This is a genomic window from Sphingobacterium cellulitidis (assembly GCF_043187465.1).
GTDB lineage: Bacteria > Bacteroidota > Bacteroidia > Sphingobacteriales > Sphingobacteriaceae > Sphingobacterium > Sphingobacterium cellulitidis.
Window position 1 is genome coordinate 3428701 of the sequence record NZ_CP171136.1, and the last position, 22976, is coordinate 3451676.

A 22976-nucleotide genomic window follows, 5' to 3' on the forward strand; every position below is an offset into this window, starting at 1 on the left:
ATTAATTCAATTCTATTAGCACATTAGTTCCTGGCTTCAATTTCTGTCCAGCAGCTAATGATTGATTTATTACTCTTCCTTTACCTCTCACTGTAGTTTTGAATCCTGCATTTTCCATTGCATAAATTGCATCCACTAATCCCATACCTTTTACATTCGGCACTACTCCTTCTTTGAATTCAGCAACTGTAAAAGCTTCAGCTGTGTTTTTAGATGAATCTTTATCAGCCGCCACGATAGAATTCCAGTTTACAGATTGTACACCTAGCATTTGGTAAACTTTTGCAGTTGCATCCTTAGATCCTTTCAAAGTATATGGAACTTTATTTCCAGCGACATTTACTTTTCTATTATTGAAGGTCTTATGCAATGAAAGGTCATTTGCATAAACCATATCTGCCAATTCCCGGAATACTGGACCTGCCACTGAACCACCGTAATAACCATTTCTAGGATTACGGATTACCACGATCATCGAATATTTCGGATGTTCCGCAGGGAAGTAACCAGCAAATGAGGATTGGTATCTTCTAGCACCATAGCCTCTTGAACCATCAGCCATTTGCGCAGTACCTGTTTTTCCTGCTGAAGAATATAGCGGGCTTCTTAATCTTTTACCAGTTCCTTCAACCATCACCCCTTCCATCATCTTCTGCATCTTACCGATAGCTTCCTTCGATGCAATTTGCTTATTGATCACACGAGCTTCAAACTTCTTAACTGTAGTACCTAAGTGCTGAATTTCTTTTACGAATAATGGAGCTAACATTTTACCATCGTTAGCAACTGCATTAAAAATGGTCAAAGTTTGCAATGGTGTTAATTTCAATTCATAGCCATAAGCCATTTGAACCAATGAAAGTTTACTCCAAGATCTGCTATCTGGCATTTTCACCCATGGATTTGCTTCACCAGGAATTTGTAATCCTAAAGGTTTCGCCATTCCCCACTCATGCAATTTTCCAGTGAACTTTTCTGGGTTTTTGCCATAATGAGTACCAATAGTTTTAGCTACCCCGACATTTGAAGACTCTTCGAAAGCTTCCTTGATGGTAACTTTAGATTTTTTAGGTGGATGTGAATCTTTGATTGTATGACCAGGAACTTTCCATGTTCCGTTACCGATATCAATCACCGTATTGGTATCAACTTTATTATCGTCCAAGGCAACCAAATAAGAAGCTACTTTAAAAGTAGATCCAGGGTCAGCACCTTGCGCAATTGCATAATTGAATTTTTCTCTATAAACACCTTCGCTATCTCTGGTAAAGTTTGCAATCGCACGTACTTCTCCAGTTTCCACTTCCATCAATACGACGCATCCATTATCCGCATTACTTGCGATCAATTGTTTTTCCAAAGCGCGTTGTGCCATATCCTGCATATTCACATCGATGGTTGCAATGATATCCGATCCATCGGTTGGAGCTACTTCCATTTCACGATTTACAGGGATCCAAACCCCACCGGCGATACGCTGCATCAACTGGACGCCGCTTTTACCTTCGATATAATCGCCATATGCACCTTCCAATCCAACACGAACGGTATCCCCTTTACTATTTTTATACCCAATTGTACGGGCAGCTAGATTGGTAAAAGGCAGAATACGTTTGTTTTCTCTTACTGCTATCAAAGAACTAGAGAATCTTTCTTTCTCTTCTTTAAAGTTTTTCAACAACGGAAAAGTCTTAAGGACTTTCAATTGTTGATGTGTTACATTCCGTTTCAATAAAACATAACGATGTTTTTTAGCCCTTGCCTCTTTTAACTGAGTCAGGTATTGTCTGGCTGATTTATCTTTGAAATAAGCGGCAAGCTTATTGGCCAAAGAATCCACCCGAGCATTAAATACTTGATTTTGCTCGGATGGAATGGCCATCGCATCAAACCGTATTTCATATTCCGGAACAGAAGTAGCCAGTAAACTTCCGTCATTGGAATAAATATTTCCTCTTGCAGCTTCAATCACTCGTTCACGAATAGTCAAGCTATCCGCAATTTCACGCCACTTATCACCATCCACATATTGCAAGTGCAATAACTTTCCAAACACCATTAAAGCACCAAAAACCATCAGGCCAAATGCCAGGTACACCCGAATCAATATGGACTTCCTAATATTCATGTTTTGGTCTTTATATTATTTTACTTCTCTAACAATTTCCAACTTAATAGGCGGTTCGGTTCTTTCTTTCAACCCTAAAGTATCCGCTCTTTTTGCAATCTCTGTTTGGGTTGTTAACTTCATCAACTCCGCATTCAAAGATTTATAATCCCAACTTAACTCCTTTACCTCACGCCCCAACTTATCAATTCTTCTGACTGTATTTTCCGCCAGATGTCGGTTTGAAATATAGAGCAAACCTAATAAGGCAAGAAAAGCCACGAAGGGTAAATTCTTGGCAACTAAATAAGTAGACAGCTTTTTTTGAGAGAAGAAGTTTTTCAGGAAGTCTTGGGTCTCTTCGACTTTTTCCTCCAGCGCATCAGACATCTCCTCTTGCACTTCCTCACTTAACTCATTTTGCTTTATAGTATTTCTCTTTGCCATATACCTACTCTACTATATTTTTTCTGCAATCCTCAATTTCGCACTACGCGCTCTATTGTTTTGTTTCAACTCATCCTCTGAAGCTGTGATCGCTTTTCTACTTATTACTTTAAATGGTTTAATTTCATTACCAAAGAAGTCCTTCTCCACTTCACCTTTAAACTTTCCTTTAGCGATGAAATTCTTCACTAAGCGATCTTCCAAGGAATGATAAGACATTACTACCAATCGACCTTCAGGTTTTAAGACCAGAGAAGTTTGCTCTAAAAATTCCTGCAAAGCTTCCAACTCCTTGTTAACTTCAATTCGCAAAGCCTGAAATACCTGAGCATGATATTTATGCTCTTTTCCTTTAGGCACTAACTTTTGAATCACCTGCTTTAATTCAGCTACTGTTTGAATCGGCGTAGTCAAGCGGCTAGTCACAATTGTTTTTGCCAAAGACTTTGCATTTTGAATTTCCCCATACATTCCAAAAATCCGATGTAAATCTTCTTCAGGATATGTATTGAGTACTTTTCTAGCATCCAAATCAGCTACTTGATCCATTCGCATATCCAGATCAGCATCAAAGCGGATCGAGAAGCCACGGTCGGCAGCATCAAATTGATGGGATGAAACTCCTAAATCCGCCAATATCCCATCCACTTGTTTCACGCCTTCTAGTCGTAAATAATTTTTTAAGAACTTAAAATTCTGATGAATCAGCGTAAATCGTTCATCAGGAAGTGTGTTTTTAATTGCATCTGGATCTTGATCAAATGCGATCAATCGTCCATTAGGTCCTAAATGTTTCAGGATTTCTTTCGAATGTCCACCACCTCCAAAAGTCACGTCTACATAAATCCCGTTTGGTTTAATCGCTAGTGCGTCTATACATTCCTGCAACATTACAGGAACATGATATCCGATTTCATTATTCATTGCCATCTCCTGCAAAGTTAAATCCACCCATTACTTCCTCAGCCAATGCAGAAAAATCTTCCTCAGAACCACTGTCCATCATTTTTTCATATTCATCTTTTGCCCACAATTCGATTTTATCAAATTGACATTGCAGAAAAACCTCACCTTTAATGTTTGCATATTCCAGCAATGATTTTGGCAAAAGCACTCTTCCGGCAGAGTCTAAAGTCAACTCGGTTGCACCGCGCATAAACTGACGGATAAAAATCCTGGTCTTCTCGTTATACTGGTTCAACTTGGCAAGTTGATTCATCTTTTTACTCCATTCTTCTCTGGTGTAGATGACTAAATTTTTCTCAAAACCACGATTCATAACAAGCCCCACACGCTCTACATCAGGCAGTTGCCTTTTGAGCGCAGCGGGAACCACCATTCTTCCTTTGGTGTCTAGCTTGCAGTCGAATTCGCCGATTAATTGATCCATTTACTCTAGTTCTACTCTAATTTTAATGTAAAAGTATACACTTTCTCCCACAATCCCCCACTATGCCCCACAAAAAAGTTTTCCACATAGTATATCCACTACAAAAAAGGCCTCAGAAGGGTCAAAAACAAATAATAATATTGAAACACAATAAATTAGGAATTGTAAAATATTGAAAGAATATGTGCTAATTCTTGGACAAAACTCTTGTTTTTAAGGAATTGGAAGTACCAAAAACGTCAAAAGTGGGGTAAAGTGGAGGGTTTAAAACAAATAGATGGGTGAAGTGGGAGAAAGTGGTATAACCGAATCAAATTGGCATCAGTTTTTCCTGATTTTGTTATGATATTAATATTCTTTATTCTCGGATAAATGCAATAATTTTGTTGGTCAATAAAAATTGAGATAATCATGCACAGAACACATACTTGTGGCGAATTAAGAATTGAAGATTTAGGAAAAACAGTAACCCTTAGTGGATGGGTTCAAAAATCACGTGACTTAGGAGGAATGACATTCATCGATGTTCGAGATCGATATGGTATTACTCAGTTAACTTTCAACAGTGATGATAATGAATCCTTGAGAAGCCAAGCCCGCGAATTGGGAAGAGAGTATGTTATTAAAGTAACAGGAACAGTTATCGAGCGTTCCAGCAAGAATAATAAAATTCCAACGGGAGAAATTGAAATTAAAGTGAGCAATTTGGAAGTTCTAAATGAATCTAAGTTGCCACCATTTACTATAGAAGACGAAACTGATGGCGGTGAAGATATCAGAATGAAATATCGTTATTTGGATATTCGTAGAAACCCCGTTAAGAACAGTTTATTGTTTCGTCATAAGGTTACCCAAGAAGTACGGAATTATTTATCAGGATTAGATTTTTGTGAAATCGAGACTCCTTACTTAATAAAGTCTACACCGGAAGGTGCGCGTGATTTTATTGTTCCATCACGAATGAACCCAGGACAATTTTATGCATTACCACAATCACCTCAAACTTTCAAACAGTTATTGATGGTTGGGGGTATGGATAAATATTTCCAAATCGTAAAATGTTTTCGGGATGAGGATTTACGTGCAGATAGACAGCCTGAGTTTACCCAGATTGACTGTGAGATGTCCTTCGTTGAGCAGGAAGATATTTTAAATGTATTTGAAGGAATGACTCGTCACCTATTAAAAACCATTCATGGAATTGAAGTTGATCAATTTCCAAGAATGACTTTTGAAGAGGCCATTCGTACATATGGAAATGACAAGCCAGATATTCGTTTTGGGATGAAGTTTGCAGAGTTGAATGCAGTTTCCCAGCATAAGGATTTTGCAATTTTCAACAATTCAGAATTGGTTGTTGGTATTGCAGTCCCTGGAGCAGCGTCATATACAAGAAAGCAAATTGATGAGTTGGTTGATTGGGTTAAACGTCCTCAGGTAGGTGCTTCAGGAATGGTTTATGTAAAATGCGAAGCTGATGGAAGTTATAAATCATCGGTAGACAAATTTTATGACCAGGAAGATCTTGCTAAATGGGCAGAAGCTACTGGCGCTCAAACTGGCGATTTGACTTTAATTCTTTCAGGTCCTGCAAATAAAACCAGAGCACAGTTAAGTGCTTTGCGTATGGAATTAGGAAATCGTATGGGATTGCGTAAGTCCAATGAATTTGCGCCATTATGGGTTGTAGATTTCCCACTATTGGAATGGGATGAGGAAACTGAGAGATATCATGCTATGCACCATCCATTCACCTCTCCAAAAATTGAGGACATGCCATTATTAGATACTGATCCAGGTAAGGTGCGTGCAAATGCATATGACTTGGTATTGAACGGTAATGAGATTGGCGGTGGTTCAATTCGTATCCATGACAAAGATATGCAAGCCTTGATGTTTAAGCATTTAGGATTTACGCCAGAGCAAGCTCAGGCACAGTTTGGTTTTCTAATGAATGCTTTCCAATACGGAGCTCCTCCACATGGTGGCTTGGCATTTGGATTAGACCGATTGACAGCAATCTTAGGTGGTCAGGAAACAATCCGCGATTTCATTGCATTCCCTAAAAACAACTCGGGGCGTGATGTGATGATTGATGCGCCAGCGGAAATCGCTAAAGAACAGTTAGATGAATTAAGCATCAATTTAATTGAGCCTAAAAAATAAAACTTTAAAGAGCGGTCAACAAAAATTGGCCGCTTTTTTTAGCTCCAATTCATTAACTTTTAAACAGCCTTGTAGTTATAAACATTATACTGTCAATCGCAGATAATTTTTTATCTTTAACATTGGTTGATTTTCATTATCAACTTTTATTTTTGCATCAAGCAACAGAACATCCCTATGGCACAGACAGTAGCTGAGAAATTCCTGAAAGATAGTGCTTCAAAATCCTTTGATTTACAGCATAGGCAAATTATCAATAACAATATTGATAAGTATGAGCATGCTTTCGAAAAAGGGAAAAGTAAGTTTTTCGATTTGGAAAATTCAAAGACCAAAGCGAATCTTATTAAGTGGAAAGTTATTGAGAATCTGGATCGATATTTATTAGATTTTGAATCGAACTTTACTAATAGAGGTGGCAAGGTTATCTGGGCAAATGATGCGGAAGAGGCTCGGGAGGAGATTTGGAAGATCATGGAGCAGCACAATGCGAAATCGGTTGTAAAATCGAAATCCATGGCGACCGAGGAGATTGAGCTCAATCATTTCCTGGAAAAGAAAAACATTGAAACCATAGAAAGTGATTTAGGAGAGTTTATCATTCAGTTACTTGGTCAAAAACCTTATCACTTTGTTACTCCGGCCATGCATTTGAGCTTGGAGGAAATTGCAAAATTATTTCATGAGAAGTTCGACACTCCTTTGGAGGCTAGTGCTGAGGAGTTAACAATGAAAGCCAGGGAAATACTACGAGAAAAATATACTCAAGCAGATATTGGAATTACCGGAGCTAACTTTCTGATTGCTGATACAGGTGCAATTGCTATTACGGAAAATGAAGGAAACGCCAGGTTGACAACTACATTTCCTAAGGTACATATTGCCGTTGTTGGAATTGAGAAAGTAATCCCTAGCATGGGGGATCTTGATTTATTCTGGCCTTTATTAGCTACCCATGGTACCGGACAAAATTTAACAGTATACAACACAGTCCTTTCTGGTCCCCGTAAGAACACGGAATATGATGGCCCTGAGGAAATGTATGTGATATTATTGGACAATGGCCGTAGCAATGTTTTAGAACAGAAAGATCAAAGGCAAGGATTATATTGCATTCGTTGTGGTGCATGTTTAAATGTATGTCCTATCTACCAAAACATTGGTGGACATACTTATGAAACCACTTACCAAGGGCCGATAGGTTCATTGATTTCACCGCATCTCAATGGGATGAAAGAGTTCAAGCATCTGAGCTATGCCTCTTCCCTATGCGGTAAGTGTACAGAAGTCTGTCCTGTTGGAATAGATATTCAGAAAATGCTGCTGGTAAACCGTCGGGACTCGGTACAACAAGACCTGGTTTCTTCAGTAGAGAAGAAAGGATGGAGCATGTTTACTTGGGCTATTCAAAAAAGAAAAATCATTGATTTCTTCTCTGGAAAAACAAAAAACTTTTTTGTCAGGAATTTCTTCAAAAAAGCCTGGGGAAGTCAAAGGGAACTTCCAAAGATTGCAGATAAATCTTTCACTCAACAATGGAAGGAAAAGCAGAAGGAAAAATAAAAAGAATACAAAGAAACAAGAACATATTAAAGAAGAGATCAGCCCAAAAAGCTGATCTCTTTTTTTAATAACCTTTAATTTTCAGTTTGCATTATTACTTTTCTGTATCTAGAATTGACTTACTATCTTCTGCCAACCGAATGAATTCGGCACGATAGCCTTCATCATCTTTTCCTTTTGCTGCTTTTGCTCTAGCGATTAAACTTTCAAAACTTGAATTCTGCTTATAATCGGAGTTACGGATTAACATTCCGAATTCTGCAACTGCTGTGGCGAATCGAAAATCTTCACTGACTGCCGACATAGCCTGTACCTCATTTTTAACAACTGTTTGCTGCAATTCGCTTTTTTCAGATTTAGGATCTTTATAGCGGAATTTCACGGTTGCTAATTCTCCATTTTTTTCACCAATATTGGGTTTATCGTTCTTTTGATATTTAAGAGGGTCTACCGTTCCAATTATTGAGCTTTTCACTCCTACCGGAATGATTTCATAAATGGCAGTCACCGTATGTCCTACCCCCATATCTCCTCCAATTTTTGCATCATTATTAAAATCCTCAGCTTCTAATAATCTATTTTCATAACCTACTAATCGGTATGCTTGTACATAGGCAGGGTTAAATTCAACCTGAATTTTCACATCCTTAGCGACGGTGAATAAGGTGGCTCCAAATTCGGTAACCATAGCCTTACGAGCTTCAGAGATATTATCGATATATGCGTAGTTTCCTCTTCCTTTGTCAGCAAGGGTTTCCATTTTACTATCTTTCAGATTCCCCATCCCAAAGCCAAGGACAGTAAGATTCACTCCACTTTCTCTTTCTTTGGCAATCAAATCTTCCATTGCTTCATCACTAGATTCACCTACATTAAAATCACCATCTGAGGCCAAGATAATTCTGTTATTTCCATCTTTGATAAAATTCTGACGTGCTATTTGGTAAGCCTTCTTAATTCCGGCACCTCCTGCGGTAGAACCACCAGCAGTCAATTCATCGATTACGGTTTTGATTTTCATTTTCTGATCACCAGACGTGCTTTCAAGTTTTACACCTGCAGAACCTGCATAAGTTACAATTGCTACTTTATCCTCTGGTCTTAATTGATCCACCAATAGTTTTAAAGAAGATTGTACCAATGGGAGGCGATTTGCTCCCATCATTGAACCAGAAACATCGATCAGAAACACCAAGTTTGAGGCTTTTAAATTTTCTTTAGGGATATCCTTTGCTTTAAGGGCTATGCGCATCAATTGATGCTCTTTATTCCAAGGGGAGGTTGTAAGTTCTGTATAGATTCTTACAGGATCAGCATTTGTCGGACCTTTTAAATCATATTGAAAATAATTGATCATCTCTTCTACCCTTACAGCATCTTTAGGAGGCATATTACCAGATTTGATCATTCTTCTAACATTACTATATGAAGCGGCATCTACATCTACAGCGAACGTAGACAAAGCTTCTCTTGCAGGAGAAATAAATCCATTTTCATCTAATCGAGCGTAGCTTTCTGTATTTTGCGGTGCAGGATGAATGTATAATCCAGATACTCGACCAGAGAGAACATTGGTATTCATTGCTGTTGCGGCTCTTTTTTGTTGAGTATCATATCCAATGACGGTTACTTCTTCAAGGTTATGAGCACTCGCTTTGAGCATTATTTTGAAATTATTTCTTTTTCCCACTTTTACTTTTTGGGTTTCATATCCAAGGTAATTGAACAACAAAACATCTTTGTTATCTGCTTGGATTGAAAATTCTCCATTTTGGTTTGTTCGGGCAGTTTGGGATTTACCTTCGACGTTAACTACAACACCTGCAATCACTTGCTGAGTATTTTCATCTTTCACAATTCCTGTAATTGTTCTTTCTTGAGCTAGTCCGCTACTACCTAGAGTAAGCAAAAAGACTAATAATGCAAATATTTTATTCATGACTAGTAAGTTTTGCCAAGGGATGCAGAAAAAATCAAATTTCCATAAACGAGAAAAAAAAATTAATTTTCGGCATAAATAAGCACAAGGACCTTGTCAAAACAGAAGAATCAAACAGATGAAGAATTACTAAAGCTATACTTGCAAGATGGCGACCTCAGCTATCTTGGTGATCTCTATCAAAAGCATAGCGAAATGGTCTATTATGTGTGTTTACGTTATTTCAAGGAGCCTGAACGCAGTAAGGATGCGGTTATGCAGATCTTTGAGGAACTCATCGACAAAGTAAAAAAGCAAGATATTCAAGATTTCCCGCGATGGCTCTATGTAGTCAGCAAAAACCATTGTTTGATGGCCTTACGGTCTGCTAAAAATAAGGTTGAAATTGTTACAGATAATTTTGTGGAATTTTCCATGAACCTGCATCAGGAGGAAAACTATCAAGAAAAAGAAGAACAGTTATTGAGATTGGAAAGCTGTTTGGATACATTGATTGAGAAGCAAAAGAAGAGTATTCAATTGTTTTTCATTGAGCAAAAATGCTATAAGGAGGTTGTAGAGCTTACGGGTTATAGCATGAATGATGTAAAAAGTTATATCCAAAATGGTAAGCGGAACCTGAAGAACTGTATGGAAAGGAATGGACATGAATAAGAATTTTGACATAGCATATTTACGTAAATACGTGAACGGAGAATTAAGCAGCTCCGAGATGTATGCTATTGAGAAAGCTTCTCATGAGGATGAATTCCTAATGGACTTGATTACAGGCTTGGAGGAAGAAAAAAAACTGAAACAACCACTTGAAATTTCTGATTTACATTCTGCCATCTTTGAAAGAACCCATCCAGTAAAAGTAACTCCGATGCGCTTTTATAAGTACCTTTCAATTGCCGCATCCATATTATTGGTTTTAGGAATTGGGACCATCTGGTATTTGAATCGGGATCAAAACGAAAAAGTAGAAACTATGGATATGGTTGCCATGGATTCGAAAGAAGCACCAACGGATACTACTCTAAATAGTATTCATTTGGATAGTTTAGACGGGAAATCGGAGGAAGAGAGTTTAATTGCATTAGCAACCCCTAACAATCAAATTGAGGAGAGTTCTGCAGCAGAAAATCGGGCCAGCAATTCTAAAAAGCCAAGTCATTCCCAAGAGGACAGAGTTAAGGAAATAATTGCAGGGAACCAGGATGTTTTTGTGAAGGAAGTCCCGAGAGCTGATACCAGTATATTTCAAAACAAGTATGATAATAGAATTGCCTCCAATCAATTTGAAACATCAAAAAAAGTGGATAATTCCAATGTTGTTTTAATGAATGGCAAGAATCCATTAAATTCTAAATTAGCTGGCCGAGTAGCAGGAGTTGCTGCAGATAGGGTTAGTTCATTACAAGATGTGAAAAAACTGGCGACAGGAAGAGTCTTGGATCAACAATCAGGTAGACCTATTATCAGTGCATCTGTCAGAGATATCAAAACCAACGATTTAGTTATGACAGATTCATCTGGACAATATGTATTGCCGTTAACTTCTGACAATCAAAAACTCGAGATATTATCCCTTGGCTATGAAAAGGAATTGATTACAGCGAGTAATAATAAAATTGTCCAATTAAAGCCAAACTTTAACAATTTGGAAGAAGTGGTAGTAGTAGGATATGGAAATAAAACCGAGAAGGTAAAATCAGAACCATTGGTAGGTTGGGTCGCCTATAAAAAATACATCAATGACAATTCGTATCAAACCTTATTAGGAAAAGGAACAGTCACCCTTGTATTCGACATTTCCACCTTTGGAAGACCTATCGATATTTCTGTTAAAAAGACCAGCAACCCAGAACTAAATCAGAAGGCAATTCAAATTATCCAGAATGGTCCAGATTGGAGGAAGGGAAATGACGGGAAGAAGATCGAAGTAAAAATTTCCTTTCGATAACTCAAGTATTTAGAACCCTGAACGGGTTCTAAATATGGTATTATACACCTAATCTTGCTAAAGGGCCTATCTCCTGCCCTATAAAATCTTGTTTTAAATATTTTTGGTATCCAGCAATAGCGATCATAGCGGCATTGTCGGTACAATATTCAAATTTTGGAATAAATACATTCCACTTATATTTCTTTCCCATTTCAATGAGTCCATTTCTAAGACCTGAATTGGCTGACACCCCACCTGCAATTGCAATATCCTTTACACCGGTTTGTTTAGCGGCTTTTTTCAGCTTATTCAACAAGATGGAGACAATTCGACTTTGCACGGATGCACAAAGATCATCCATTTGCTCATTCAAGAAATTAGGATTTTTCTTCACTTCCGCCTGAACCAAATATAGAATCGCTGTTTTAAGACCTGAAAAACTAAAGTTTAAATCTGGAATTTGAGGTTCGGGCAATTTAAAAGTATCAGGATTTCCGTTCTGAGCGTGTTTATCAATCAAAGGTCCACCAGGATACGGTAAATCCAAAATTTTTGCGGTTTTATCGAATGCTTCCCCAGCAGCATCATCGAGTGTTTCTCCCAACAATTCCATTTCGAAGTAATCTTTCACCAGAACGATTTGAGTATGTCCACCAGATACGGTTAAACATAAAAAAGGAAAGTTTGGCTTAGGATTATCAATAAAATGCGCTAGTATATGCGCTTGCATATGATTTACATCAATCAAGGGAACATTCATTGCCAAAGCGAAAGACTTTGCAAAGGAAGTCCCAACTAATAAAGCACCTAAAAGTCCTGGACCTCGCGTAAAAGCTACTGCATCTATCTCATTTTTGTGTATTTTAGCAGCGGCGATAGCCTGGTCTACCGTAGGAATGATGTTTTGTTGATGAGCGCGAGATGCTAACTCAGGAACCACACCCCCATATTTAGCGTGAATTGCTTGACTAGCAATAATATTTGACTTAATTTCGCCGTCTATACATATAGAGGCCGAAGTTTCATCACATGAAGATTCTATTCCTAGAATAATGGCCATTTTGAGAGAAGTATAAAAATTTAATTTACAAAAGTATCAAAAAAATACTTAAAATAACGTTGATTAGTCTGCTCAGTATCCTTGCTTTGCTGTCGATCTTGTTATTCTCTCTACAATTTTCCTCTGTTCAGACTTTTGTCAGTAAAAAAGTAGCCAAATATCTTTCCAAAGAACTTAATGCCAAAGTTGAAATTGGAAGCATTTACTTTAAACCTTTCTCAGAACTTAACCTTCATGATTTCAGTTTATCTGATCAGCAAGGAAATCAAATTATTTCCGCTAAGAAGTTAAACGCAGATCTTATTTTAACTGATTTCTTTCAAAATAAAATAGTTATAGAACGTTTAAATATTGAAAAAGCCTATGTAGATTTTCAAGTTTACAAGGACAGTTCAAACATTAAGTTCCTCATCGATTATTTTAGTCCCAAAAAGAAAAAACAAACTGCTCCAAAAAAGAAGATGGAGCTCAAATTATATGAAGTCAATTTAGTTGATAATCATATAAAAATCTTAAATCACACCCAAAAGCACCATAGCAAAGGAATCGATTTTTCAGATATTGAATTAGTACATCTGTCGGGCAACTTAAGCAATATCCAACAGGATAGCAGTTCATTGACAACAAAAATCAAAAAATTAACTTTCCAGGAAAAGTCAGGATTTATTCTGCGCGAATTGAGTGCTGACGCCCTGGTCAGCGATCATTCTATGGATTTTAACGATTTGAAACTCCTAACGAATAACTCTGTCGTAGGAAAACACTTAAAATTCAGTTACAAGGAATTTGGTGACTTTTCAGATTTTATTGAGAAGGTCCATATTCAAGCAAGTATGGCAAACGTATTTGTGGACTCAAAAGACATTGAATACTTTGCTCCGGACATGAAATTTGTGCGATTCAAAGCAAAGGTTAACCAAGGAGATGTTCTTGGAACAGTTGCCAATATGAGGGTTAGAAATGCGGATATTCAAACCGGAGATGAAACCAGATTAGTCGGAGATTTCAGCATTAAAGGGTTACCTGATATTAATAAAACTATATTTGATTTTAAGGCAGATCAACTACTGACTACTGCTGAAGACGTAGAAAAATTGGTACCTGAGCTTTCAAACAGGTCTGAATTTACTTTACCTGAACAATTGCACCGCATGGGTAAAATAAAATTTTCAGGTTCATTTAATGGTCTGTACAATTTATTTGATGTGGATGGATCTTTTCAAACAGATCTTGGAAAATTAGCAACAAAAAGTAAAATTGATATTCAAAAGAATATTCTTTACGCTGGAACAGTACGTTCTGATGAGTTCCAAATTGGAAATCTAATAAATTCGAATTCTATAAAAAATACTGCCTTCAATTTAGAGTTTGACGGTCAAAACTTAGATTTCAAGGAAATCCAACTTAATGTTATTGGGGATTTAAGAAGGTTTCAGCTAAATAATTATCAATATGATAGTATTTCAGTGGACGCCTTTTTATTTGAGGAACAAATTGAAGTCAATGGACATATTAGCGATAGAAATGTTGCCTTAGCCTATGATTCTAAGATCCACCTTCAAGGTGACCAAAGTATTTATAATGTAGACACTCAGATTGACCAAATCAACCTAAAGAATCTGGGTTTTGTCAAGAAGGACAGCATAATTATTTACGATTCAAATATAAGCACACATTTAACGGGAAATAACCTAAACAACCTGAATGGAGATCTACGTGCTAACCAAATATCAATTGAAACTAGCAAGGGTAAGTTCAGCATTGAGGATGTCTTTTTTGAGGCCGAAGGGAATGAAACAGATAGGCTACTAACCTTAAAATCTAATGTTTTGGACGCTGAGATGAAGGGAGTAATAGATTTGAACACGCTAGTTCCCTACTTCAAGGCAATTGCCATGAGATATGCTCCTGCCATTGGATTAGAAACAGAACCATTCAATCCACAGATATTTGATTTAGAATTGAACATTAAATCTTTTGAACCAGTTTCAGCATTCCTTGATCCGACTTTAACCTTAGAGGATGGGGCAACATTAGAAGCCCATTTCTCTTCCGAAGATTATACGGCTCAATTCAGTGCATTTAGTCCATTTGTAAAGTATCAAGGGATTAGTCTTCAAAATCTAAATATTCAGGAGAATGCTGACGAAAAAGCTTTTTCACTCAATCTAAAGGCCGATAAAATCTTTCTTACAGATAGTATTTTTGTCAATAATATTGAGATTAACAATATCCTAGCAAAGGATAGCCTATTATTCAATATAAAAGGCGCTGAGGAAACGGAGCAAAACTATATGCGGTTGAATGGAAATATCCATTTTGCCCATAATAAACCTGCCTATATTCGATTTGATGAATCGACAATTGTAGTGAATCATGAACCATGGGCATTCAATAAGGATGCTGAAATGCGTGTATCCAAGGGTAAATTCTATTTAAATAATCTAATTGCCAGCCAAGGAAATCAGAAAGTGGAATTTAATGGAGTTCTTTCGAATGAGGATGATAAACTGAATATTCAATTCGAGCGTTTTAATCTTCACTCCATGGAAACTGTGACAAAACCTATGGGTATTCATTTGGATGGAGAACTGAATGGAAATATCGAGTTACACTCGATTTTCAAAAAGCCCTATCTTTCTGCCAATGTTACAACTACTCCATTGGTTTGGAATCAGATTCCAATTGGACAATTAGTTCTATTAGCTGATTTTGATCCAGATAAAAAAGTTGCGAATCTGGATTTCCAATTATTAGATGATCGCAAAAGAGGTCTGACCCTCAATGGCACATATCAAGTCGCTTCGGGTGAGCAGGCCATAAATTTAAAAGGAAAGCTAAATCAGGCTGAGCTTATATTATTCCAACCATTTATCAGAACACTTGCCTCGGATTTACAAGGCAAGATGGACGCTGATTTACATATTTCTGGGACATTAAAGAACCCGCAGATCAATGGCTCGGCCAGTATAGAATCAGCCTCCTTCAAGGTCAATTACCTAAAGACCGTTTATAACCTGAACAATCAATCTGTCATGATTGACAAGAATGCGGTGATGATGAACAACCTGGTTTTTACAGATTCCAAAGGGCATCAAGCAAATGCAGGCGGAGTGGTCAATCTATCCAATCTAAGCAATCCATTTATTGATGTGGATGTGGCAACGAATAATGTCATGATCTTAAACACCACATACAAGGACAACAATTTGTATTATGGTACTGCTTATGCTACAGGCACCTATCAGTTTAAAGGATATACATCAGCTATTGACATTAATATCAAAGCTAGATCTGAAGATAACACCACCATAAGTATTCCTTTCAATTCTGCAATGACTGTTTCAGAAAGTGATTTCATTTATTTTGTCAGTAAGGATTCCACTATCAATAAAGAAAATGCAAGTCGATATTTTCTGAAGGGAATGACGATGAATATGGATCTAGAATTAACTCCTAGTGCGGAGGTAAATCTTCAGACTGATATTGGTTCATTGAAGGGAACAGGAACAGGGGAAATTAGCTTAAAGATTTCCAGTTTGGGAGACTTTGAAATGTTTGGTGACTATGCCATTAATTCTGGAAAATTTCACTTTACAGCACAGGACTTTATCAATAAATACTTCGATATCAAACAAGGAGGCACTATCAGATGGACAGGTTCGCCTTCTGGGGCTACAGTTAATATTACTGCCGTCTATCAGCAAAGAACATCCATAGGTGATTTATACAATGCTGCCGGGCGGGCGGGAACAGATGAACGCGTACTGGCACAAGCGGATATGATAATCAAAGGGACTTTAAGCCAGCCTGACGTCTCCTTTGATCTAAATTTTCCGCAAACTCCTTATGTCAAGGATGAATTGCAAGCTTATTTTAGTGATGCGAACAATGTCAACCAACAAGCCTTGAGCTTGATCATTCGAAGAAGTTTTACAACAGGTAATTCTGGCGAGATTGGACGCGAGGTAAACAATACTTTATTATCTGCAGGAACTGAAATAGCATTTAACCAGCTTAATAATATCCTTGCACAATCCTTGAATATTAATTTCCTGGACTTTAATATCCGATCTTTGAACGATGCATCCGCAAGTTTTAGATTCTTTGATGATCGCCTGGTATTAACGGGAGGAATTGTTGACCGTAGAAATATTCAAACGACCGATTTAACATTTTTTTCCAATCAAGTATCCACCGACGCTGAACTGACCTATAAAATTCGTAGAGATGGAAGTTTAATGTTCAGAGCCTACAACAGGTTAAATACTAGAAATATCTTATTTACCCCAACGGATGATTACATCAATGCTGTCGGCTTGGTTTATCGACAAGAATTCAACACTTTAGGAGAGTTTTGGAGAAAAATGTGGACTTGGAAACCTAAAAAAGACAGTCTTTTAACCATTCCTAATATTCCTCAGGATAGCATTAAGAACTCCTCAGATACGAGTCAAAAGGTTAATTAAGGTAAAGTTGAAGAAGATGCTCTCTTTCTTCCTCCAAACTTCCAATGAATTCAGGTTGTTTCGCGCGGTTATACCAATATCTCGCATTCCATAAGTCACCTTCCACCCTATGTAAATAAGCATGAATATGTGCTGAAACCTTATCATTTAAATGATCGATAAGATCATGTGCCTTTTTCCATTCGCCTTTAGCATCATACCATAAGGCTTGAATTGAAACATCCCAAGAGGAATTAGGTTGAGAGTCTTTTAGGGTTGATTTAAATTCATCTAGTATCATGGATTTAAGTTATTAAAATTTTGAGATAATATGGCGGATAAATGCTCAAAAAAAAGACGATCAATGTTGATCGTCTTTTTTTTATTTAAATTTGCTCGCTAATGCTGCTAATTTTACAGCCATATCTGTTTCTGGGGCTCGCTCTTGACGCTTGTCATTTCGCTTGTCAGAAGAACGTTTATCATTCGATTTTCGAGGCGCTTTGTCCTCAGTTTTCATTGTTAAACTAATTCGATTCCTTTTTTCATCAACCTCAGTAACAGTTACCATAACTTGCTGCTGCACTTTGACAACTTCATGAGGATCAGAGACAAAATGATTTGCCAATTGGCTTAAGTGAACTAATCCATCCTGATGAACACCAATATCTACAAATGCACCGAAATTGGTAATATTCGTAACGATTCCTGGCAATTTCATTCCAACTTTCAAATCAGAAATCTTATTGACGCCATCCGTAAATGAAAAGGCTTCAAATTTCTCACGAGGGTCTAAACCGGGTTTTGCTAATTCCAACATAATATCATTTAATGTCGGCAAACCAACCTCGTCTGAAATATATTTTTTAAGATCAACACGTTTTCTTGCTTGTTCATCCTTCATCAAATCTTGGATCGATATATTGATATCCTTAGCCATTTTTTCCACTAAGGCATAACGCTCTGGGTGCACTGCAGAAGCATCTAGCGGATGGTCTGCATTCCGGATACGCAGGAATCCTGCTGCCTGTTCAAAAGCCTTATCCCCTAAACGAGGAACTTTTTTCAATTCTCTCCGAGAACTAAAAGGACCGTTTTCTTTTCTATAATTTACGATTTGCTGCGCCAATGCAGGTCCCAAACCTGAAATATAAGCTAGAATCTGTTTAGACGCTGTATTCAATTCAACCCCAACAGAGTTTACACAGGACATAACGGTATCATCCAATGCCGACTGGAGTTTGTTCTGATCGACATCATGTTGGTATTGACCAACACCAATAGATTTAGGATCGATTTTTACCAATTCAGCTAAGGGATCCATTAATCTTCTACCAATGGAAACTGCTCCTCTAACAGTCACATCGTAATCTGGAAATTCTTCCCTTGCAACTTCCGAAGCTGAATAAATGGAGGCTCCACTTTCATTTACCATAACAATGGTTGCTCCTGGCATATTCATTTTACGAACAAAGTCTTCGGTTTCTCTTCCTGCTGTTCCATTACCAATAGCAATAGCTTCGATATCATGCGCAGAAATCAAACGCTTAATGACACGTTCAGCTTCAGCTTGACCTGCAGCTCCATTATGTGGGAAAATAGCTGTATTCTCAAGCAAATTCCCTTGTGCATCCAAAACCACCGTTTTACATCCTGTTCTGAATCCTGGGTCGATTGCTAGCAATCTTTTTTGACCCAGTGGTGCTGCCAACAACAATTGACGAACATTATCAGCAAAAACCTTGATTGCTTCTTCATCCGCTTTTTGTCTGGTTAAGACACGAATCTCGGTTTCCATCGATGGTTTCAGAAGTCGCTTGTAACTATCTAGCAAAGCCAAGGATACCTGATTACTAGCATCATTATTCCCTTTAATGAATTGCTTTTCAATTCCTGGAATTACTTCTGATTCATCAATATCAATATCTAGATATAAAAGTTCTTCTTTCTCCCCTCTTCGCATCGCGAGAACACGGTGTGATGGAGCATCTTTCAAGGATTCTGCCCATTCGAAATAGTCCTTATATTTCAAAGCTGCTTCCTCTTTTCCAGGAACAACACGCGAAACAAATTTCCCTTTGTTCAACAAGGTTTTACGAGCATGAGCACGAACATCAGCATCTTCTGCAATCTGTTCGGCAATGATATCCCTCGCTCCTGCTAATGCTTCCTCTACAGTCTGAACACCTTTTTCCTCATCAATATAGGAACTGGCATTAGACTCCACATCAATTTTATCTTGTGATAACAGCAAATCAGCTAAAGGCTGCAGACCTTTCTCACGAGCAGCAGAAGCTCTGGTTTTTCTCTTTGGCTTATATGGTAAATAAATATCTTCTAAGGCTGACATACTTTCAGCAGATTTCACTTGAACCTCAAGCTCCGGGCTCAGCTTACCTTGCTCTGAGATGGATTTTAATACCGCTTCTTTGCGTTTATCCAAATCCCTTAATTGTTGAATACGATCGCGAATGGCAGTAATCTGAACTTCATCCAAACTTCCGGTTAATTCTTTACGGTATCTTGCAATAAATGGAACCGTTGCCCCTTCGTCTAAAAGGGAAATGGTTGTAATCACTTGTTTCTCGTTGATCGACAATTCTTTCGAAACGATAATCTCGTGGGAAGTAATCATAAAAAATATTAAAATGAAAAAACAAAGCTGTTGAATGGATTCCAACAGCTTATCGATATAGAATTCTTAATTGTTTTAGGCTTTTTTTGAGTTATTATCCGATAAAGGATTTTCTTCAACATCAGGTGCAGAACTTTCTTTGGGTTCTCCCTCTGTCGAAGTTTCTTCTGCATTTGGAACATCATTACTTGCAAAATGATCATTATAACCATAGCTGTAATAATCGTCTTTTGTAGGAGTAGTATAAGGCTGATGCTCATAAGTTCCTGCAGGTGCAGTAAATTGTGGTACTTTTTTCTCAATAACGCCTTCCTCTGATTGTTCCTCTGTTTCATTGGCCGCATTTACTTGCTCCAAGTTTTGATCAATTGTAGATTCAGCTTTCTTTTCCTCAGGTTCTTTTTCAATATCCGTTTTGATATCGTCAATTTCCTTTTCAAAGTTATTTATCTGATCTGAAATCTCTCTTTTTATCCCTTCAGAAGCATCTTTAAATTCCCGGATACCACGTCCCAGTCCTCGCGCCAATTCTGGTAATTTCTTGCCACCAAACAGTAATAATGCTACTAAAATAATAAGCATCATCTCCTGGGTACCAATGTTCAAAAACGCTAAATTCATCTCTACTTTATTATTTGATAATAAGCTAAGGTAAGTCTATTATTTTTTTTCAGCAATTTTTTCATGTAAATATTTAGAAACAAAATCCAAGGAAAATCAATCCCTACTGGCAATAGACCAATCGCCTTTCAATAAACGAAGCCGAGGAAATTTCTTCCTCGGCTTCGTTTATTGAAATTATTTAATATTTGAATTATTGAAACTTAAAATTTCAGAGATCTCAAATGAACCCTTAATTAAAATTCCGCACACATCTTACATTCATTCCGTTCGTAGCTTTAAGTGTTGCGGGATAAACATCATTTGCAGCTGATGTAACCTTCGAACTATAAACTTTTGCTCTTAATTTATTTTGTATGCTGCTATCATAATACAATTCCAAATAAGCATAAGAATTTGCATATGGCTTTTTTAACCAGAAATAAGCATAACCTGTAGTCTTTGTCGAACTAATTGAAGGTAACTTGCCGCGTTCATCTGATGAGTATTTCCATTAGGTTCTGTAAATCTTTTCAGTTCAAAGGTAATTCTTTGTGACCATTCATCCGGCGAATTCTGTTCATTGACATTCACTGTAAGTAACACAGATTTCTTCCCATCATTTCTTGTTGCACTAATTCTTCCTGTACCTGAATATGAATTAATATAAGCTGCCAATCCTTTTGCCTGATCAACGGTAGGTGTTCTCCATTGATCATTAAGGTCATTTCCATTAGGCCTAAGATCATGACATGGGTCACCATCAATAACAGGAGTAATACCTAAAGGCCACATTTTCCCTGATAAATAATATGTACTACCATATTTTGCTTCCGATTGCCCATATGACATTATAGGATTTGGATAACCATTAGGTTGGAATGTACTAGCATAAAAGATAGAGTTTGGTTCATGATTTCTATGTTGAAACCTAGTCGGACCTTCAGATGGCCCAGTAAAACCCTGCGTACCAGCATCGTAATACAAGTCTCCCCTAGACCAATTTGTGGCTACTACACTAGAAGTTGCCGGAACTTGAATTCCATTATCCAATGGAATAATCGTGATTCTGGTATATTTCCCTCTACCAATTCTTATTTTGTCATTATAAGATTTGCTGAATTTCAGTGGATTTGCTGGTCTATCAAGTAATGCCCATGGATGAATGCTGTAAGCAAAATTGCTATTATATTCATTATCTCCACCTGGTACAGTAAAGAAATATCCATGATATGATGTGTTTGGAAATTGAATATCAGCCGCATAGTTCCTTCTAGCGTTGATATTAACTGCGCTCGCTATCTTCGATTTTGAAATAAATTTCCCAGTTAATAGATCAAATACACCTTGTTCTAATACATTGGAGTTCGCTCTAATATAAGGTCTGTCCGTAGAGTTTCCTAAAAAAGCATTTAAGTCTGCCTTTGCACTGAATCCTGTTACCAAGACCCCAACCTCTACCATCGCCATCGCATGTTTAAATGTGATGGAAACATCAATATTAGGAATTGAGGAATTTGAAGATTTTCCAGTTGTAAAATTTCCTGATGCAAACAAGAAATCTTCATTTGATACATTAAAAGTAGGTTTTAAATTATTTGAAATAGCAGGCAAGGCTTCTGTACTATAATATGAATACGCATACCATTTATACTGAGTTCCTTGTTTTAATTCTTTTGCTACTGGAGGAGTACTACCGACTTTACCGTCAACTTGTTCCACAAATTTCCCTGCCATATCATAGACCAAAACTCGGAATGTAACTCCATTGGTAAGTGGTCTTCCCCCATTAACTGGAGAACCAGGGATATAATTATCAGGATAAACTGGAGCAACGGCTTTATTATCTCCTGAAGTAGAATTGCCAGAATTAGCCATTAATGCTTCCGCTGAACCTAATTCTTCCTTAATATAAATAAATTCTTTATCAGCTTTTTGAGCAGAATTTACAACTACCGTTTTATTTAACCTACTCCCGTTACTAGGCGAAATATCAGCAGAAGTACTTTTACTATCAGACTCCTGAAGAGCAGTTTCTCCATCAACGATAAAGGAAACCCCTGAGGTAATAGTAGTATTGGGTTGATCAGTATTTTTACTGCAACTAAAATTTAGAATTGAACCGACAATTACTAAACTAAAAAAGATCTTTTTCATGTGATATTCAAAAAATTACCAGTTCTCTTTATGTGTTTTGAATACGTCGTCAGAAGTTCCATCATTAAGAGTGGAATTCCATGAATCAACAAATGGTGAATCATTTCCTGGCCCCTTAAATGTGGCAGTAGCTGATCCCGCCGCGATGGAATGTTCCATCATGACTTTGATATAATTTCTATCCGCGGCGAGGTATAGTCCCTCTTACCGGATAAAGATTGGTTTTTCATTATAGATAATTTTAGTGTGACTCTATTGTAATTTTGAAAAATTAAGATTAAATTATACTGATAATGCGGTATTTAGCTCAAAAATATTATTTGTAGCCCATCTACGACAACATATATTTTCTACTCTATCTAATAACCAGCCCTATAATACTTATAACTGCAACAACATAGTTTATCTAAAACACCACCTGATTGAATTAGTTTTTTCTTTCCGAGAAATTTTTGACATAATCAGGACAGCAATCAAAATAGAGTTTAAGCAAAATACCTATATGACTAGTATTTCATGTTACAACATCTTGTTTCT

16 protein-coding genes are annotated in these 22976 nt (G+C 37.2%); 5 read left to right on the forward strand and 11 right to left on the reverse strand.

The features are described from left to right. Position 1 precedes the first annotated feature (1 nt). Genes ACF3OC_RS15050 through mraZ form a run of 4 tightly spaced genes read right to left on the reverse strand, consistent with a single transcriptional unit; the run spans position 2 to position 3944 of the window. The gene (locus ACF3OC_RS15050) at positions 2–2128 is read right to left on the reverse strand and encodes a penicillin-binding protein (protein WP_094256199.1); all 2127 of its coding nucleotides are present in this window, start codon (positions 2126–2128) and stop codon (positions 2–4) included. Positions 2129–2143: 15 nt separating this feature from the next. Then, positions 2144–2554, reverse strand: coding sequence for an FtsL-like putative cell division protein (locus tag ACF3OC_RS15055; protein WP_094256200.1), 411 nt, complete (start codon positions 2552–2554; stop codon positions 2144–2146). Between the two features lie 12 nt (positions 2555–2566). Then, entirely contained in the window at positions 2567–3484 is a 918-nt protein-coding gene (gene rsmH, locus ACF3OC_RS15060) for a 16S rRNA (cytosine(1402)-N(4))-methyltransferase RsmH (RefSeq protein ID WP_371128710.1), read from the reverse strand. Continuing rightward, positions 3471–3944, reverse strand: coding sequence for a division/cell wall cluster transcriptional repressor MraZ (gene mraZ / locus ACF3OC_RS15065; RefSeq protein ID WP_094256201.1), 474 nt, complete (start codon positions 3942–3944; stop codon positions 3471–3473). Before mraZ ends, rsmH begins: the two co-directional genes overlap by 14 nt. 411 nt (positions 3945–4355) lie before the next feature. Between mraZ and aspS the strand changes: the two genes are divergently transcribed. Beyond that, positions 4356–6110, forward strand: a complete 1755-nt coding sequence (gene aspS / locus ACF3OC_RS15070; protein WP_392469694.1) for an aspartate--tRNA ligase — start codon at positions 4356–4358, stop codon at positions 6108–6110. Between the two features lie 177 nt (positions 6111–6287). Next, the gene (locus ACF3OC_RS15075) at positions 6288–7673 is read left to right on the forward strand and encodes a LutB/LldF family L-lactate oxidation iron-sulfur protein (protein ID WP_094256203.1); all 1386 of its coding nucleotides are present in this window, start codon (positions 6288–6290) and stop codon (positions 7671–7673) included. Between the two features lie 94 nt (positions 7674–7767). Here the strand turns inward: ACF3OC_RS15075 and ACF3OC_RS15080 are convergent, their stop codons facing one another. Then, positions 7768–9612, reverse strand: coding sequence for a von Willebrand factor type A domain-containing protein (locus tag ACF3OC_RS15080; protein WP_094279880.1), 1845 nt, complete (start codon positions 9610–9612; stop codon positions 7768–7770). Positions 9613–9705: 93 nt separating this feature from the next. On the opposite strand from ACF3OC_RS15080, the gene ACF3OC_RS15085 reads away from it, so the two are divergent. Beyond that, on the forward strand, positions 9706–10266 hold the full coding sequence (locus ACF3OC_RS15085; protein ID WP_220476828.1) for an RNA polymerase sigma factor: 561 nt from the start codon (positions 9706–9708) through the stop codon (positions 10264–10266). Continuing rightward, positions 10259–11557 (forward strand): carboxypeptidase-like regulatory domain-containing protein, encoded by a 1299-nt coding sequence (locus tag ACF3OC_RS15090; protein ID WP_169715154.1) that lies wholly within the window; start codon positions 10259–10261, stop codon positions 11555–11557. Before ACF3OC_RS15085 ends, ACF3OC_RS15090 begins: the two co-directional genes overlap by 8 nt. Positions 11558–11597: 40 nt before the next feature. On the opposite strand, the gene tsaD is transcribed toward ACF3OC_RS15090, so the two are convergent. Further along, the gene (tsaD, locus tag ACF3OC_RS15095; protein ID WP_094256207.1) at positions 11598–12599 is read right to left on the reverse strand and encodes a tRNA (adenosine(37)-N6)-threonylcarbamoyltransferase complex transferase subunit TsaD; all 1002 of its coding nucleotides are present in this window, start codon (positions 12597–12599) and stop codon (positions 11598–11600) included. Positions 12600–12658: 59 nt separating this feature from the next. Between tsaD and ACF3OC_RS15100 the strand changes: the two genes are divergently transcribed. Further along, on the forward strand, positions 12659–17068 hold the full coding sequence (locus tag ACF3OC_RS15100; RefSeq protein ID WP_392469696.1) for a translocation/assembly module TamB domain-containing protein: 4410 nt from the start codon (positions 12659–12661) through the stop codon (positions 17066–17068). Here the strand turns inward: ACF3OC_RS15100 and ACF3OC_RS15105 are convergent. The 5 genes from ACF3OC_RS15105 to ACF3OC_RS15125 all read right to left on the reverse strand — a co-directional run bounded on the left by ACF3OC_RS15105 (position 17061) and on the right by ACF3OC_RS15125 (position 22601). Continuing rightward, positions 17061–17348: a hypothetical protein gene (locus ACF3OC_RS15105; protein WP_094256208.1), complete on the reverse strand. Its 288-nt coding sequence runs from the start codon at positions 17346–17348 to the stop codon at positions 17061–17063. The two genes, ACF3OC_RS15100 and ACF3OC_RS15105, sit on opposite strands and share 8 nt — an antisense overlap. An 81-nt stretch (positions 17349–17429) precedes the next feature. Beyond that, on the reverse strand, positions 17430–19682 hold the full coding sequence (locus ACF3OC_RS15110) for a Tex family protein (protein ID WP_094256209.1): 2253 nt from the start codon (positions 19680–19682) through the stop codon (positions 17430–17432). Positions 19683–19757: 75 nt separating this feature from the next. Continuing rightward, positions 19758–20303: a twin-arginine translocase TatA/TatE family subunit gene (locus tag ACF3OC_RS15115; RefSeq protein WP_094256210.1), complete on the reverse strand. Its 546-nt coding sequence runs from the start codon at positions 20301–20303 to the stop codon at positions 19758–19760. 411 nt (positions 20304–20714) lie between these two features. Beyond that, the gene (locus ACF3OC_RS15120; RefSeq protein WP_094279879.1) at positions 20715–22439 is read right to left on the reverse strand and encodes a fimbrillin family protein; all 1725 of its coding nucleotides are present in this window, start codon (positions 22437–22439) and stop codon (positions 20715–20717) included. A gap of 15 nt (positions 22440–22454) precedes the next feature. Next, positions 22455–22601 carry a hypothetical protein gene (locus tag ACF3OC_RS15125; RefSeq protein ID WP_169715155.1) on the reverse strand — a complete coding sequence of 49 codons (147 nt, stop codon included), beginning with the start codon at positions 22599–22601 and terminating at the stop codon, positions 22455–22457. Positions 22602–22976: the final 375 nt, after the last annotated feature.

What these genes read in the sequence shown, in the direction of transcription:
- ACF3OC_RS15050 (WP_094256199.1), bottom strand. Translation starts at nt 2,128, where the DNA reads ATGAATATTAGGAAGTCCATATTGATTCGGGTGTACCTGGCATTTGGC.
- ACF3OC_RS15055 (WP_094256200.1), bottom strand. Translation starts at nt 2,554, where the DNA reads ATGGCAAAGAGAAATACTATAAAGCAAAATGAGTTAAGTGAGGAAGTG.
- rsmH (WP_371128710.1), bottom strand. Translation starts at nt 3,484, where the DNA reads ATGGCAATGAATAATGAAATCGGATATCATGTTCCTGTAATGTTGCAG.
- mraZ (WP_094256201.1), bottom strand. Translation starts at nt 3,944, where the DNA reads ATGGATCAATTAATCGGCGAATTCGACTGCAAGCTAGACACCAAAGGA.
- aspS (WP_392469694.1), top strand. Translation starts at nt 4,356, where the DNA reads ATGCACAGAACACATACTTGTGGCGAATTAAGAATTGAAGATTTAGGA.
- ACF3OC_RS15075 (WP_094256203.1), top strand. Translation starts at nt 6,288, where the DNA reads ATGGCACAGACAGTAGCTGAGAAATTCCTGAAAGATAGTGCTTCAAAA.
- ACF3OC_RS15080 (WP_094279880.1), bottom strand. Translation starts at nt 9,612, where the DNA reads ATGAATAAAATATTTGCATTATTAGTCTTTTTGCTTACTCTAGGTAGT.
- ACF3OC_RS15090 (WP_169715154.1), top strand. Translation starts at nt 10,259, where the DNA reads ATGAATAAGAATTTTGACATAGCATATTTACGTAAATACGTGAACGGA.
- tsaD (WP_094256207.1), bottom strand. Translation starts at nt 12,599, where the DNA reads ATGGCCATTATTCTAGGAATAGAATCTTCATGTGATGAAACTTCGGCC.
- ACF3OC_RS15105 (WP_094256208.1), bottom strand. Translation starts at nt 17,348, where the DNA reads ATGATACTAGATGAATTTAAATCAACCCTAAAAGACTCTCAACCTAAT.
- ACF3OC_RS15110 (WP_094256209.1), bottom strand. Translation starts at nt 19,682, where the DNA reads ATGATTACTTCCCACGAGATTATCGTTTCGAAAGAATTGTCGATCAAC.
- ACF3OC_RS15115 (WP_094256210.1), bottom strand. Translation starts at nt 20,303, where the DNA reads ATGAATTTAGCGTTTTTGAACATTGGTACCCAGGAGATGATGCTTATT.
- ACF3OC_RS15120 (WP_094279879.1), bottom strand. Translation starts at nt 22,439, where the DNA reads ATGAAAAAGATCTTTTTTAGTTTAGTAATTGTCGGTTCAATTCTAAAT.
- ACF3OC_RS15125 (WP_169715155.1), bottom strand. Translation starts at nt 22,601, where the DNA reads ATGATGGAACATTCCATCGCGGCGGGATCAGCTACTGCCACATTTAAG.